The 14,964-nt window shown below is 34.3% G+C and carries 15 protein-coding genes, 1 tRNA gene and 1 riboswitch; of the genes, 6 read left to right on the plus strand and 10 right to left on the minus strand.

Annotated elements, in window-relative coordinates; all coding sequences use genetic code 11:
- Window position 1: 1 nt before the first annotated feature.
- Together ACYIAQ_RS03330 and ACYIAQ_RS03335 are read right to left on the minus strand one after the other, a co-directional pair.
- Window positions 2-142: a hypothetical protein gene (locus tag ACYIAQ_RS03330; protein WP_090094091.1), complete on the minus strand. Its 141-nt coding sequence runs from the start codon at window positions 140-142 to the stop codon at window positions 2-4.
- A 141-nt stretch (window positions 143-283) separates the two neighbouring features.
- The gene (locus ACYIAQ_RS03335) at window positions 284-643 is read right to left on the minus strand and encodes an iron-sulfur cluster biosynthesis family protein (RefSeq protein WP_483562944.1); all 360 of its coding nucleotides are present in this window, start codon (window positions 641-643) and stop codon (window positions 284-286) included.
- 188 nt (window positions 644-831) lie between these two features.
- Between ACYIAQ_RS03335 and ACYIAQ_RS03340 the strand changes: the two genes are divergently transcribed.
- From ACYIAQ_RS03340 to htpX, 3 genes are all read left to right on the plus strand, one after another.
- Window positions 832-1,932 (plus strand): SLC13 family permease, encoded by a 1,101-nt coding sequence (locus tag ACYIAQ_RS03340; protein ID WP_122017600.1) that lies wholly within the window; start codon window positions 832-834, stop codon window positions 1,930-1,932.
- Window positions 1,933-2,019: 87 nt separating this feature from the next.
- On the plus strand, window positions 2,020-2,592 hold the full coding sequence (locus ACYIAQ_RS03345; protein ID WP_122017599.1) for a LemA family protein: 573 nt from the start codon (window positions 2,020-2,022) through the stop codon (window positions 2,590-2,592).
- 17 nt (window positions 2,593-2,609) lie between these two features.
- A complete protein-coding gene (htpX, locus tag ACYIAQ_RS03350; protein ID WP_122017598.1) occupies window positions 2,610-3,500 on the plus strand; it encodes a zinc metalloprotease HtpX in 891 nt (296 codons plus the stop codon).
- Window positions 3,501-3,634: 134 nt separating this feature from the next.
- On the opposite strand, the gene ACYIAQ_RS03355 is transcribed toward htpX, so the two are convergent.
- Window positions 3,635-4,573, minus strand: a complete 939-nt coding sequence (locus ACYIAQ_RS03355) for a helix-turn-helix transcriptional regulator (protein ID WP_483562943.1) — start codon at window positions 4,571-4,573, stop codon at window positions 3,635-3,637.
- 135 nt (window positions 4,574-4,708) lie between these two features.
- A riboswitch (TPP riboswitch) is annotated at window positions 4,709-4,798 on the plus strand.
- Here ACYIAQ_RS03355 and ACYIAQ_RS03360 point away from each other — a divergent pair.
- Entirely contained in the window at window positions 4,796-6,202 is a 1,407-nt protein-coding gene (locus tag ACYIAQ_RS03360) for an ATP-binding cassette domain-containing protein (RefSeq protein WP_483562942.1), read from the plus strand. It overlaps the preceding riboswitch by 3 nt.
- 9 nt (window positions 6,203-6,211) lie before the next feature.
- Complete coding sequence (locus ACYIAQ_RS03365; RefSeq protein ID WP_122017596.1) at window positions 6,212-6,865, plus strand: energy-coupling factor transporter transmembrane component T family protein; 654 nt, start codon at window positions 6,212-6,214, stop codon at window positions 6,863-6,865.
- A 36-nt stretch (window positions 6,866-6,901) separates the two neighbouring features.
- Here ACYIAQ_RS03365 and rlmH read toward each other — a convergent pair whose 3' ends face one another.
- From rlmH to yycF, 7 genes are all read right to left on the minus strand, one after another.
- The gene (gene rlmH / locus ACYIAQ_RS03370; RefSeq protein ID WP_483562975.1) at window positions 6,902-7,381 is read right to left on the minus strand and encodes a 23S rRNA (pseudouridine(1915)-N(3))-methyltransferase RlmH; all 480 of its coding nucleotides are present in this window, start codon (window positions 7,379-7,381) and stop codon (window positions 6,902-6,904) included.
- A 487-nt stretch (window positions 7,382-7,868) separates the two neighbouring features.
- Window positions 7,869-9,056 (minus strand): S1C family serine protease, encoded by a 1,188-nt coding sequence (locus ACYIAQ_RS03375; RefSeq protein WP_483562941.1) that lies wholly within the window; start codon window positions 9,054-9,056, stop codon window positions 7,869-7,871.
- A gap of 66 nt (window positions 9,057-9,122) precedes the next feature.
- Window positions 9,123-9,920: an MBL fold metallo-hydrolase gene (locus tag ACYIAQ_RS03380; RefSeq protein WP_483562940.1), complete on the minus strand. Its 798-nt coding sequence runs from the start codon at window positions 9,918-9,920 to the stop codon at window positions 9,123-9,125.
- 16 nt (window positions 9,921-9,936) lie between these two features.
- Complete coding sequence (locus ACYIAQ_RS03385; RefSeq protein ID WP_483562939.1) at window positions 9,937-10,758, minus strand: two-component system regulatory protein YycI; 822 nt, start codon at window positions 10,756-10,758, stop codon at window positions 9,937-9,939.
- 1 nt (window position 10,759) lies between these two features.
- Window positions 10,760-12,091 carry a YycH family regulatory protein gene (locus ACYIAQ_RS03390; RefSeq protein ID WP_483562938.1) on the minus strand — a complete coding sequence of 444 codons (1,332 nt, stop codon included), beginning with the start codon at window positions 12,089-12,091 and terminating at the stop codon, window positions 10,760-10,762.
- A complete protein-coding gene (gene walK / locus ACYIAQ_RS03395; protein WP_483562937.1) occupies window positions 12,081-13,937 on the minus strand; it encodes a cell wall metabolism sensor histidine kinase WalK in 1,857 nt (618 codons plus the stop codon). Before walK ends, ACYIAQ_RS03390 begins: the two co-directional genes overlap by 11 nt.
- Window positions 13,938-14,000: 63 nt before the next feature.
- Window positions 14,001-14,717: a response regulator YycF gene (gene yycF, locus ACYIAQ_RS03400; protein WP_483562936.1), complete on the minus strand. Its 717-nt coding sequence runs from the start codon at window positions 14,715-14,717 to the stop codon at window positions 14,001-14,003.
- Window positions 14,718-14,853: 136 nt separating this feature from the next.
- On the opposite strand from yycF, the gene ACYIAQ_RS03405 reads away from it, so the two are divergent.
- Window positions 14,854-14,926 (plus strand) — tRNA-Lys (locus ACYIAQ_RS03405).
- The last annotated feature ends 38 nt before the right edge of the window (window positions 14,927-14,964 follow it).

The raw sequence follows: 14,964 nt of genomic DNA on the forward strand, positions 1-14,964 counted from the left end.
ACTATTTATTTTCGTCTGCTTTAGCCTTGTTCAAGAAAGCAACAACTGCTGCTACATGAGCAACGCGCTTTTTACCATTCTTCTTGTTTTTAGGTCTTTGGTTTGGTTCACAACCAGTATTATAGTTTTCACCTTTACGCATAGTACTATACTTCCTTTCAGATTTTCGAAAATCTTTTATAGTTTACCACGGAAAGTATAAACAAGCAAGGCTAGACCGCTTCCGCTTCTACTTTAAATTAGAAGCAGCAAAAAAGCAAACATTTAGTCTGCTATAATATTTTTACTTATATTGATTAATTGTAACAGCGCCATCAATTACACCACTATCATCAGAAAGGCTGATTGTAGCGTTCTTTTCGTCAATGACCAATCCACCATCTAAAAACTGCATTTCAGCTGGGCTAGTATATAAATCTAATCCAGCATTATTATCAATCTTTATTGTAAAGTCAGGGTCTGGTTGGTCAACCATAACTAACTGAAAGTTAGCACCAATCGTACAGGTACCACCAACATCAGAATATTTATTAGAACCATCGTTCAATGCTAATAAAACAACTTGTCCAGTCTTTACTTGTGACCTGATTTTATCAGCAGCACTGGATTTGATGTTTATTTTAATCGATTTAGAGTTTTCCATCTTCATTTCCTCCTAATCTTTACCATTTCCATGAGTATATGCTATATTACACAATCAAGTCAAAGTTTATGTTTACAGTATCACATTTTTTGTTACCATAGAATTTTGTTATTGCTAACAAACAAAAAAAAGCTCAAAATGTATATAGCGATACATAGATGAATATAACTTGTGAAAGGGGACATTTTATGTCCAGCTTAAAAAAGATTTTTAGTGACAGAATCTTGCAAATTACTATTGTGGTAACAATTATTAGTCTGTTTTTTGCTAGACCGCGAATTGAGGATATCAATTTGCATACGATATTTTCAATCACAACAATGCTAATCATCATCCAAATTTACGCCTACTTACATGTACTTGATGTTCTGGCATATAAACTTACTAGCGTCGCTGATAATATGCAAAAGTTAAATATTCTGTTTACATTACTGGCAATTATTTCTGGGATGTTTCTGGGAAATGATATAACGGCACTTACCTTGATTCCGCTATACTTAAACATTGCTAAACGTTGCAAACTGCCACAAATTTTACCAGTCACCTTAATCGGGATGGGAGCAAATATTGGGGCAGCATTTACACCTTGGGGTAATCCACATAACATTTTTTTGGTTAGCAAATATTCGGTTGGCGCGTTTGAATTTTTTTCATGGTCATTACCTTATTTACTGGCATCAGTATTAATTTCCTTGATTATTTTTTATTTTATTCCACGTAAACAAATTCCAAGACAAGATATTAAGCCAATCAATATTAGTGTACGTCCTACTATTATAACTACAATCGTTTTTGCCTTATTCTTTTTGGGTGTTTTCAAGATTATCAACATTGTAATTCCTATGATCATTGCTATTATTTTAGCCCTTGTAATCAATCCACGAATCTTACTGAAAATTGACTATGCCCTACTTTTAACCTTTACCTGCTTCTTTATTTTTATTAGTGATATTCAACAGATCCCAATCATTGTCACCCTTATCCATACGATGATTAATTCGGAACAATCGACATATTTTACCTCAATTCTTTCTAGTCAAATTATCAGCAACGTTCCAGCAACTATTTTAGTAGGAAAATTCACACCATACGCTAAAGCTCTATTTTTAGGTTCTAACATTGGTGGTTTCGGTTCACCAATCGGATCAATGGCTAACATGCTTGTCTTAAAAACTTTTACCCAAAACGCTACCGTTTCCAGAAGTGAATTTTTCAAAAAATGGCTAATTATGCAACTAATTAGTTTAATTATTTTAACAATAGTCGGTTGGTTATTATTACTTATTTAAAAACTATTTATCAGTAATCACTTTTGTATTCAAATAACATATAATCAGTTATAATTGATTAAATACTTATCTTAAGGAGGAAAAGTAATGTTTAGTTTATCATTCAGCTTATTTTGGATAATTGTCGTTATCCTTGTTTTATTAATTGCCATTTATATTACTATTTATAATAGTTTGCAAAAATCCAAGGTCTACATTGATGAATCGTGGAGCCAAATTGACGTACAGTTAAAACGACGTAATGACTTAATTCCCAATTTAGTGGAAACAACTAAAGGCTACGCCAAACATGAAAAAGAAACCCTTGAGAACGTCGTTCAACTGCGAAATCAACTAAATAATGTTCCTACTAATGATCATACTCAAACATTAAAAGTTTCTAATCAAATTTCTGATGCTTTAAAGACTATCTTTGCTTTGTCAGAAAATTATCCTGACTTAAAGGCTAACCAGAACTTCCTAAAATTACAGGAGGAATTGACCAATACCGAAAATAAAATTGCTTATTCGCGGCAGCTCTATAATTCATCGGCAGCTCTTTATGATCAAAAAATTCTAACTTTTCCGTCGAATCTAGTTGCTCATATTCATGGCTTTAAGAAAGTTGATTATTTACAAACAAGTGAAGCGGAAAAAGAAGTACCAAAAGTTAAGTTTTAAGCGGCAGGATAATTCTTATGTTATTTCAACAAATTGCCCGCAATAAGCGCAAAACAGTTTGGATAATGACTTTATTTATCATCATTCTTGCATTAGTTGGTGCTGGATTAGGATACATTTTTGGCAACCGACCAATTTTAGGGTTAATTATTGCTTTGTTTTTTAGTGTAATTTACATGTTAATTGTTCTACCTAATCCAGCAAATATGGTGATGAGTCTAAACCATGCTCAAGAAGTAAGTGAACAAGATCACCCTGAATTGTGGCATGTTGTTCAAGATATGGCAATGGTCGGTAAAGTCCCAATGCCACGCGTTTTCATTATTAATGATCAAAGCCCAAATGCTTTTGCCACGGGACGTGACCCTAATCATTCTGCTGTTGCAGTAACACAAGGTTTACTTGATTTAATGAACCGTGAAGAACTTGAAGGTGTGCTAGGGCACGAAATTTCACATATCCGTAATTACGATATTATGGTTTCAACAATTGCGGCTGTCTTAGTAGGTGTAATTTCCTTCTTATCAGGAATTGCCAGTCGTTACATCTGGTGGATTGATGACGATGACCGTGATACCAATTCGAGTAATGGGTTAGAGGTAGTTTTTAAAGTTGTTGCAATTCTTTTTGTCCTTATCTTAGGGCCACTTTGTGCCAGTTTGGCACAAATGGCTTTATCACGTAACCGTGAATACTTAGCTGATGCATCTTCAGTTGAGTTAACACGTAACCCCCAAGGCTTAATTTCTGCATTAGAGAAAATTGAAGGTTCTGACCCAATGAAGAAGGCAGATCCTAGTAGTGCAGGAATGTATATCGAAAATCCGTTAAACAAAAAGGGAGTTTCCAATTTATTTGACACACATCCTCCAACAGAAGAACGTATTAAGCGGTTAGAAAAAATGTAATTTTTTTAATTAACAACTAAATGAGGTGTCTTGAGTTATATACTCGAAACACCTCATTTTTAGTTAGTCAGTATATTTAAAATTTCAAAATTGCTAGCAGGTAATTTTCTTGATAGCTTATTAGTTACCATTAATCATTTTAAATTAATATTAGCCTGCCGGAACAATTCTGTCCGCATTTGCACTGGAGTTTCATGGTAATACTCATTAAACTTCTTATAAAAAAAGGACTTCCCACTATAACCAACATGGGCAATAATCTCTTTAATCGAAATATCCGGTCGAGCAAGCAAATTACGAGCTTCTTGCATTCTTCTTTCATCGACATGTTCAACAAAACTTTTACCGGTTTTTTGTTTTACTAAACTAGAAAAATAATTAGTGTTAAAGCCGAAATATTGAGCAGCCTGGGCAAGCGTTACCTTTGCATAATTATCATCAATATATTGCTCTAACGTAGTAGGCGCAAATTCTTGAATAGTATCAGGAATTACTATTAGATCGCGGTTTCTAATAGTCGTTATGAAAAGTATGCTTAATTGTGCAATAATCATGCTTTGGGTAAACATATTTTGATTTAGATATTCATCAATAATTTCTTTAAGTAATTGTGCTGGTTTTGACATGGGTGAACTTTTTATATAAAGTAATTGTCTTATTTTTAAAGCATCATGGACATTATTGATTACATTTCGTTCGCTTGGATCAAGTACACCTGCGTTAATCAAAAAGGTTTTAAAATTTAAATTAGAATTAAATTCAAGTTTTAGTAACACATTTCCTTTTAGTTGTGTTTGCACATCATACTCACACTTACGTCGCAAAATCATGATATTTCCTGGCCCTAACTTTAACTCACGGCCATTATTTCTAATCTTGGTTTTACCAGTAATTTCGTAAAGAATAGTAGTATTGGTAGTCTGATACCTGTGTATACCTGCATTACGGTTTTCAAGATAAGCTGTAAAGATATCAAAACTGCTATTTCCTACCTTTAATTGTACTTCATTTGAATCAACATCCTCAGCATCCAGAACACTTGCTAAATATTGTTCTAGTTTAAACGCTACCATAAATTCACCTTCTTTAAATAGTGACTGCTTTATAATTTTATTATATATTAATGAATTTTATCCTACTGGTCAATAACTATCCCATTATAAAAAATTTCTTCTACTAGACAGTAAATCTGCTTTTAGATATAATGAAATCAATTATCGGGGTGCCAAAAGGCTGAGAATATACCCGCTGAACCTGCTATGGTTAATACCAGCGAAGGGAAAATTAATGATTTCATGTCGTCAGACCCTTTTGGTTATGATGGCTTTTTTATATTGAGGATAAAATTGATTACAAGTAAAAATTTGACTTTTTCATATGATAAACAAAATACTATTTTAGAACAAACTAATTTGTCCATCCCAACAGGTGAATTTTCGCTATTAATCGGACCCTCAGGATGTGGCAAATCAACCTTTTTAAAAATACTAGCACAACTCTATCCTAAATATGCCGGTACAATTAGTGGTTCAATTAACTTGGATAACCTTCAAACTGCGATGATGTTTCAAAAAGCTAGTGAACAATTTACAATGGCAACTCCTCGAGAGGAAATTGTTTTTGCTTTAGAAAACTTACAAATTAGTCGTGAGCAATACCCAACAAGATTACAACAAGCTGTCGATTTTGCCGAGATTAGCCATTTACTTGATCAAAAAATTAATACTATGTCAGGAGGCGAACAGCAGCGTGTTGCCCTGGCAGTACTTGTAGCAATGGATGTTAATGTTTTTTTATTGGATGAGCCTTTCGCTAGTTGCGATCCCACCACTCGTAAATTCTTAATTACCAAATTGGCTCATCTGCGTGATTTAGGCAAAACAATCTTTCTTAGCGATCACATTCTTAGTGATTATGTCGGAATTTGCGACAACTTGTTTCAGTTTCGTGATAAAACGATTGTCAAACTAAAAGAAAAAGAAAAAAAGCTGCTACTGCACACTAATGATCAACATCCTACCTATTCTTTCTCCATTCCAGTGCATGAAAGTAGTTGCTTTACTTTCGCCAATACTGAAATCAAACAAAATCGATTATTATTATCCCAACACGAATTACAAATTATTGCTGGCAAAACAACGTTAATTACTGGGGCAAACGGCGCAGGAAAAACCTCACTATTTGAAGCATTAACCAAAATGCTACCTTATGAAGGCAACTTAACTTTTAACAAACAAGAAATTTGTCAACTTTCGCCCCGCAAATATTTACGGCAAGTTGGGCAAGTTTTCCAAGAAGCAACCGATCAATTTATTAATGTTACTGTACTAGATGAACTAAATCTGAGCAAGAAGCAACGCTCTGACAATTTTTTTACTGATCAAAGAATTCAGCAAGCTTTAGTAAACTTGAATTTAGATCAACTTCTAGATCAGGTAGTTTATTCTCTTTCGGGTGGACAACAAAAGAAATTACAAATACTACTAATGTTAATCTCTAACCAGAAGGTACTACTCTTAGATGAGCCACTCAGTGGGCTTGATCAAGACTCGGCACTTCAAGTCATGAAATTATTAAGACAAAGTCAAATAGACAGGAAACAAACACTACTTATTATTAGTCATGAATTAACTAACCTTGCTAGTTGGTGTGACTATCATCTTGTTTTAGCTAATCATCAATTAACTTATGTCACTAAATGAGGTATACCATTGAACCCTAGTTTTAAATTTCTCTTAGCATTAATTATTTCTTTAGAAATATCTTTTGAGTCCAGTTTGGCAACCAACTTCCTAATTATCAGCATCAGTATTATTTACTTACTAATTAAGCATGTTAAATTGAAAAACTTACTTATAACGTTGTTTGCCCCACTACTAGCGGCAGTTACTATCTTTGCCACCCTATATTGGTTTGCGCCACAACCAAATTTAACCAATGCTCTCAGCTTATCTAGTCGTATTTACGTCTACACTTTAACAATTTATTGCGTAGCAGTTGATACCAGTGCCGAACAAATGGCTCGCTCTTTCGAACAAAATTTTCATTTACCAAGCAAATTCGCTTATGGGGTTTTAGCAGCCCTCAACATTGTGCCACAAATTAAACAAGCAATTAGGCAAATTCGCACGGCTGCAATGATGCGGGGTATTTACCTTGGTTTCTGGTCACCTACTCTATATTTCAAAGCAATTCTTGTAGCCCTAAATTCTGCTGAAAACTTGGCTCAAGGAATGGAGTCTCATGGCTATCATGAGAATGCAACACGTTCAGTAATTATAAAAATACCGATTAAGGTAAGTGATTGGACTATAAGTATTATAATTTTGCTAATAGTTAACTTAAGCCTATTTATATTGCATTAGCTTAATAAAAAATGATCGTTTTGATATGACCACTTTTTATTTATGGTAAGTACTACCACTAATAATCATGAAAGCACGGTAAATTTGTTCAATTAATACTACTCGCATTAATTGATGAGGTAATGTCAATTTACCAAAACTTAGTAATTCATCCCCACGTTCATTTACAGCTTGACTTGTTCCGAGACTTCCTCCAACAACAAAAGTAATATTTGAATGACCATAGATTGCTAAATTGTTAATTTCTTGAGCAAATTCTTCACTAGAACGTTGCTTACCTTTAATTGCGGTAACAAAAACATATTCTTTATCTCTAATTTTTTGCAGAATTCGTTGACCTTCAATTTCTTTAACCTTATCTTGCTCTGCTACACTTAACTTCTCAGGAGCTTGCTCATCAGGAACCTGAATTACTTCAATTTGGGCAAAGCGACTAAGTCGCTTCTGATATTCTGCAATTGCATCCTTAAAATACTTTTCTTTTAGCTTACCAACACAAATAATTTTTATCTTTATCGCCATTTTATCCCTCAATTCCCAATCTTTTCACTATGTTTTTCCACACCTGTGAAAAACATAAATCAACATTTTGTGGTTATAATATAAAATACTCTCTTAACTTGTGGTTCTTGATTTTTTTGATCTTTTACAACTTTTTTTACTCACAAATTTATTGTGGTTATTCAATTTTACAAACTTTAAATCCCTTAAAGCTAATATATAAGCCTTAATAAGTATTTTAACAAATTTTACTGTTTTATTATTTACACACAATCCACAGATTATCCACAGCATTTTTGAGCTTATTTTATCAATTTATGCACAATCCACAAAGTTTTCCACAGTTGTTAACAACTTTGCCTTAAAAATATTTGCCTTGACAGCTTAAAAAAACGAACATTATATTGTTTCGCATTTAAATTATTAACAAAAAAGCTATACTTGCATTAAAAACCGCTCAGTATAGCCTATTTTATTATCTAATTACAAAATACTACTCACCTTAATCTGCCTGCAATTTAACATGCAAATTAAGCTCTTTACCATTGCGATTAACGATAACATCAACGTTATCACCGACTTTATGATTATACAAAATACTGTGTAACGATGCTACATCAGAGACAGACTTGTTGTCAACTTTTACAATGACATCACCTGTTTTTAATCCAGCTATCTGAGCCGCACTACGTTTCGTTACTTCAGCAATATAAATGCCCGTCTTCAAATTGGATTTGATATTAAGTTGTTTGCGATAGCTATTTGGAATTCCTTGTAGCGCAATTACCTTAACACCTAATTGTGGTCTAACAATCTTTCCTTTCTTAACCAATTGATTAACAATCGTAACGACCTCGTTAGAAGGAATAGCAAAACCCATTCCTTCCACAGATGTGCCATCACCAGATTGTGCTAGTTTCATTGAACTAATTCCAATTACTTGACCGGCAGAATTAACTAGTGCTCCTCCTGAATTACCTGGATTAATTGCCGCATCAGTTTGAATAACAGTTTGCTGGTTTGCTGAAGAAGTTGTGATGTTACGTACCGGAGCAGAAATTATTCCTTGGGTAACTGTAGAGGCATATTCGCTACCTAGAGGGGATCCGACCGCAATTACAGTTTGACCAGCTTGTAGGCTCTTAGAATCACCAAATTCAGCAGTTTGGGTAACATGACTGGCATCAATCGATAAGACTGCTAAATCAGTGGTAGCATCTGTACCTACAATTCGCGCGTTCACAGTTTTACCATTGGATAACATGACCTGGATTCTGTCACTACCAGAAACAACATGATTATTAGTCACAATATAGCCCTTATTGCCACTTTTCATGTAGATTACACCAGAACCCTCACTATAAGTCTGCAACTTACCTTTGTCTTTATTAGTCTCATTATCACCAAAAATATCGAATAAGGAGTTGCTACTGCTACGTTGACGTTTCATATTGATAACCGATACTACCGCACCTCTGACATCATTATAAGCAGGAGTCATTGTCCCACTGGTCTTAGCACTGTTTTTAGAAGTCTTGGCACTGTTAGAGCTAATACTAGTCTGAGCATCATTATTAAAACTTGCGGTATTGATTCGATCTAAGGCAGCGTAGGATACACCACCACCAATAATTCCTGCAACTACGCCAACAATGGCTGTTTTGACAATCCCATTATGTTTTTCCATCATTTAATCTCCTTTAGATAACTTTGATTAATATACCAATAAACCTTAAAAAAGTTATTAATAAACCTGTTAAATTTGTATTAAGTCTGTTGGCACCTCTGAATCAGTCATAATAATTTTAACATCATTGGGTAAACAGGCATCCCCATTAACTAGAATTTGCTTAGCAGCTTGATAGGCAAGTTTTGCAGTATTATTATGCTGACTCCGATGAGCCAAAAAAATATGTTCTGTCTTGTTTGATACCACATCAAGCAAGGCTTCTCCAGCTTCCACGTTTGATAAATGACCAACATCAGATAAAATTCGGTGTTTTAATGACCAAGAATATGGTCCGTTGCGTAACATCATATCATCATAGTTAAATTCCATTAAATAGGCATCCGCATCAGTAATAACACTTTTTACTCTTTGAGATACATATCCCGTATCTGTTAAAAAGACCATCCGTTTTCCATCACTAGTAAAAACATAATACTGCGGCTCAGCCGCATCATGACTTGTTGCAAATGCTGTTACATCAAGATCACCAAAAGTTTTTGTTTGCCCCGGCTCAATAATATTAACTTGTTCAACTGGGAGCTTACCAATTTTCTGAGTTTTATTTAAATATTTCCAAGTTCCACTGTTAGTAAAAGCAGCCATTTGAGGGTAACGTCGTAATAAAACTCCCAAGCCTTTACTATGATCAGAATGGTCATGGCTCAAAAAAATCATATCAATATCATTAATATCAACACCGATTTTGGCTAACAATGACTGAATTTTTTTGCCAGATAATCCAGCATCCATTAAAATCTTATGCTGACTTGTTTCAATTAAACTTGTATTTCCAGTTGAACCACTAGCTAAAATAGAAACCCTCACAACAGCTACCTTCTTTCTAATTTTTTTGGATGTTATACGAGCTACCTTGCAAGATTTGTGCTGTGAAAGCATTAACTCTTTTAACCGTTATATTTTTAGTTGTTTTATTTTCGACTAAAATTAACCAAGTTGGAAGCAAAATTATATTACCACGAACTTCTGTTAATTTTGAGTAACCAAGACTAACCTTCAAGACACGTGAATTATTGACAATTTCACGATCAGTATACATTGCTTTAACTGCATGCCATGCACTAATGATCAATTGTGGCTCACGAACTGCACTAATTGGACCCATATAAGAAATCGTATAGTTAACAATTTGACCAGCATGTACATTAATAGTTAACTGCGCATCGTTATCATAAATTGGTCCATAATCTGTAGTTTGAACATAGCAATATGTAGTTTCACTTGATAGACTTGGATTATATTTGAACTGTTTACCATAAGGAACATTTCTTGGATCGTTCTTAAAATCCTCTAATTGTTGCAAAGTTTTTTTCCTGTTACCGCTAGATAAAACAAGAGTTTTGGGCGTACCTGTTAATTCATTATCATTTTTTGAATAGTGAAAGCTTACGTTTGTTAAGCTATCTGCCTTGGGGGAAAGATAGTCATGTTTTCTAGCGGCCAAATAGTAACCCGATTGCTGTTTATGTGAAATATGTGGCGGAAGATCAATCCCATCTGCTCGCATCTCTGATCGAATGCTGGTAGTCGTTAAGCCAGATGTATTGCCTAAACTAATTGGTGAACGCCAAATCTCAAATCCAAGGTAAAGGTCAATTAATAAGAAAATAACAAAGATCAGCCACTCAATTCTTTTTCGATCCATCCTATTTCCTCTCTTCTGATTTTACTGAACTGATTTTGTTTAAATTATTAAAATTCTGCTTTCCCCATTCAGAAACACTTCTCCATTGGTCATAAGCTTTAACATAATATACAGGAATCAAATTAATCAAATTATCATGACTATTATCTTGCTCGACTCGGAAAGCAACGATTACTCGTTGAATTTCCGACTTTTTCATACCAGCAGCAATCAAACTCTGCATTACTTCTGCACTAGGCGGCAATGTACGCGTTTGACCATCAAATGGAATCGGGATTTGTAAATCAATATTATTAAATGCTAATTCAACAGCATCCTGCGTAAAAGTTGTCTTTACTTGCACATTGTGATCATCCATAAAAACCGGAAGCCCTTCGATATAATTAATATAATCAACTGAACCATCACCAAAATCAAAGTAGCGTAAATCTTGTTCACTCAAACCTATTTTATGAACGTATTCCACACTATCTAAAAGTTGGTCACTCACAGTTTTGGCCTGACTTTTTTCATAACGTGTGTATAAAAAGTTATGACGATTAGTACTATTTTGTGGCACACGTAATTTAGTGTAGTAATTAAGTGAATATGTCGTCCAGCCATTTTTATTTGAGCGAGCCGTCACATGAGCTGTTCCTAAAAGTCGCGATACAAAATATGAATTATTTTGACTATTGGTTAAGTAACTATAAACTCGCCAATGTTGCTGCTGTGTATAAAAAACTTCATAGTTGTCTTTTAAATGGACAAATTTGACAGGTAACTTGCCTTGTGCATTACGCGCAAAACTACGTAACCGTGAAAAGTTAGCATTATACAGATCAATACGATAGATGGTAAACGTTCGATCATTTCCTAAATAAAAATAATGGTTATTATTTGAAATAAATATGCGCCGAAATTTTGGATTTAATTGAGTTAACTTCTTCTTTGTAAGAACATCTGCACTAATTTCATTGGGAAAAGTCAGTTGAATATATTTGGGATTATTAAGAAATTGTTCATAATTTTCTTGGCCAATACTAGCTTGCTCAATATTCCGATATTTGACATCCTTCAATTCATTAACAAATTCCAGTGATAGATTTTTTTTCGAATCATATAATCGATTAAGCTGACCATTTTTAAAACCATATGAACTAGTAGGAATATATAAATTAGAAGCTATCCGATTACGATTATGCTCTTGGTCTGTAACGTTATTAGTTTGATTAATATGACTAAAATATTGATCATTAGTCATAATAAAAATCCATAGGATAATTGATAAAATAAAAACAAATAGTGTTCCTAATAGTAATAAAATATCCCCCAGTTTAAACCTAGACTTCATCCCAATCATCCCCTTCACTCATTGGCTCATAAGGCAAAGAAATGTAAAAAGTCGATCCTTTCCCTTCTTTGCTTTTAGCCCAAAGTTGACCATGATGTTTATCTACTATCTCTTTGGCGATTGCCAAACCTAATCCTGTGCCACCTTGCGCTCTTGAACGTGCCTTGTCTACACGGTAAAAGCGGTCAAAAATCTTATTTAAATCTTCGTGTGGTATTCCTAACCCTTGATCTGTAATGCTTAGAATTATTCTGTCTTGTTTATGGCTCAAATTAACTGTAATTATGCCTCCATTAGGAGAATATTTAATCGCATTATTCATAATATTGTCGATAACTTGCGCCATTTTATCAGTATCAATTTCAACCCATAGTGCTTGTGTCCCTAATTGCCTGATAATCGTATACTTCTTTTTATCTTCTTTTTCATTTGATTTTACAATCATGTCAAACCGATCCAAAATATGAGCAACAAAATCATTAAAGTTGACCCACTCAAATTCCAGCTTGGCCGCACCTCGATCCATTCGAGACAAACTTAGTAATTCGCTAATCATCCGAATCATACGTTCAGTCTCTTCTTGCGTAACTTGCAAAAACTTGGGAGCTACTTCTGGATCTTTCCAAGCTCCTTCATTTAAAGTTTCAATATAGGCATGCATACTCGTGAGGGGTGTTCGCAATTCATGAGAAACATTAGAAACAAATTGTTTTTGTGAATTTTCATTTTTTTGTTGCTCAGTAATATCATGTAAAACACAAACACTCCCCGAAACAAAACCAGTTACCCGTTTAATAAGGGAAAAACTAGCATGCAAAATAACCTCATCACGACTTCCCACATTAATAGTAATAACAATTCCTTTTTGATTAGTAATTAAATCCTGTGAAGATTCCTTTAAACCTAGAACCGTTGCAATTGGTTTATTAATAATATCGTCTTTACTCATACTTAAAAAGTTAAGTGCCATTTGATTTACAACATTAACATTACCATGACGATCCATAGCCAATACCCCATCGCTCATGTGCGATAAAATACTATCCAGTCGACGCTGCTCACTTTCAGATTCTTCCTGCGAACGCTCAATTCTAACTGACAAAGTATTAAAAGCTTGCCCCAATTGGCCTAATTCATCGTTTGAATATATTTTTACCTGACTTGAATAATCACCGTCAGCTATATTTAATGCCTGACTTTGCATCTCTTCGATTGGTTTAGTAATCGCGTGTGAGACCACTAGTGACAATATTGCACCCAATACCGCAGCAACTAAAGAAGTAACCAAAAACATTAGCGAAATATTACGCAAATCATTAAAAACCCCTTGCATCGAGGCTCGTACATAAATCGCACCCACAGTGTTAGTTGAGCCATTTCCTGCGTTTAAAGGCGTAATTTGAACCATATAATCACCATGATCATTTACTACCTTAGTTGCTTGACGTCCAGTTGACGTGACTTGTTTAACCAAAGTATTATTGACACGCTGGCCTATACGGTTTTTATCATTAAGTTTGGATACTGCACGAATAATATCCTTGTTATCAACAACAATAATTTCACTAATTGTACCTATACCATTGCTATAATCGTTGACAATACGGTTCAAATTACTATTAGTATGTTTATTGTCTTTCACTAACTGTTCCGAAAGCTGGTTCGTAACAATTGGTAATACTTGAATTGATGATTGAAAATTTTCAATACTATTTTGTTCAAGTTGTCTGGTAAAATATACTCCAATAACTTCAATTGTGGCAATAATCATAGCCATGAAAACAATTGCCAAAGTTGCGTTAATTGAAATCGTTAAGTGTTTAAACTTTTTTTTGAGTTTTTTCATAATTTATAAAATTCATCTAAAAAAGAAAGCCACACACTAAAATAATTTTGCGGGCTTTCTTTGTTAATCTTCATTCGGCTGTTTCACATAGTAGCCTACACCACGGCGAGTCACCAAAATCTGGGGCTGAATTGGGTTATCTTCAATTTTTTCACGCAAACGATGAACAGTTACATCAACAGTCCGAACATCGCCGAAATAATCATATCCCCAAACTGTCTGCAATAAATGTTCTCTGGTCATTACCTGATCCATATGCTGCGCTAAATAATATAATAACTCAAATTCACGATGAGTCAGCTCTATTTTGGTGCCTTCCTTTTCAACGATATAGGCATCGGGCATAATAACTAAATTACCAATTATGATATTTTTGGTCGAAGTATTATCACTGTCACTCTCAACCTTTTTGGCAATACTACGACGCCGCAGATTAGCCTTAACACGTGCAACCAATTCACGATTAGAGAATGGTTTAGTAACATAATCATCCGCACCCATTTCCAAGCCTAAAACCTTATCAATTTCAGTATCTTTAGCTGTTACCATAATAATAGGTAGATCATGTGTTTGGCGAACCTCACGTGCGACCTCTAATCCATCTTTTTTGGGTAGCATTAAATCTAAAATCATTAAATCGGGATCATAGTCCTCAACTTTTTTAATTGCTTCTTCGCCATCATAGGCAGTGTCAACATCAAAACCTTCCTTGGTCAAATTAAATTTGATAATATCGGAAATTGGTTTTTCATCGTCAACAACGAGAATCTTCTTTGACATTGAAAACCTCCTTTGCCTATATTATACTGATTTTTAGATCATTATCCAAAAAAATCACAGAAATTTAATAAAAAGCTTGCAATCCAACCTAAAAAATTGCATAATAGTTTTCGTTGGTTATTTATAATAACATTTTGGGTGGCTAGCTCAGCTGGCAGAGCAACGGACTCTTAATCCGTGGGTCCAGGGTTCGAACCCCTGGCCACCCATTAAAAAGAAGCACTGCGAGAAGGCGGTGCTTTTTTGT

Source organism: Lactobacillus sp. X-49 (genome assembly GCF_057063645.1).

Coding starts and splice junctions, on each gene's coding strand:
- ACYIAQ_RS03330 (WP_090094091.1), bottom strand. CDS start 142: ATGCGTAAAGGTGAAAACTATAATACTGGTTGTGAACCAAACCAAAGA.
- ACYIAQ_RS03335 (WP_483562944.1), bottom strand. CDS start 643: ATGGAAAACTCTAAATCGATTAAAATAAACATCAAATCCAGTGCTGCT.
- ACYIAQ_RS03340 (WP_122017600.1), top strand. CDS start 832: ATGTCCAGCTTAAAAAAGATTTTTAGTGACAGAATCTTGCAAATTACT.
- ACYIAQ_RS03345 (WP_122017599.1), top strand. CDS start 2,020: ATGTTTAGTTTATCATTCAGCTTATTTTGGATAATTGTCGTTATCCTT.
- htpX (WP_122017598.1), top strand. CDS start 2,610: ATGTTATTTCAACAAATTGCCCGCAATAAGCGCAAAACAGTTTGGATA.
- ACYIAQ_RS03355 (WP_483562943.1), bottom strand. CDS start 4,573: ATGGTAGCGTTTAAACTAGAACAATATTTAGCAAGTGTTCTGGATGCT.
- ACYIAQ_RS03360 (WP_483562942.1), top strand. CDS start 4,796: ATGTCGTCAGACCCTTTTGGTTATGATGGCTTTTTTATATTGAGGATA.
- ACYIAQ_RS03375 (WP_483562941.1), bottom strand. CDS start 9,056: ATGATGGAAAAACATAATGGGATTGTCAAAACAGCCATTGTTGGCGTA.
- ACYIAQ_RS03385 (WP_483562939.1), bottom strand. CDS start 10,758: ATGGATCGAAAAAGAATTGAGTGGCTGATCTTTGTTATTTTCTTATTA.
- ACYIAQ_RS03390 (WP_483562938.1), bottom strand. CDS start 12,091: ATGAAGTCTAGGTTTAAACTGGGGGATATTTTATTACTATTAGGAACA.
- walK (WP_483562937.1), bottom strand. CDS start 13,937: ATGAAAAAACTCAAAAAAAAGTTTAAACACTTAACGATTTCAATTAAC.
- yycF (WP_483562936.1), bottom strand. CDS start 14,717: ATGTCAAAGAAGATTCTCGTTGTTGACGATGAAAAACCAATTTCCGAT.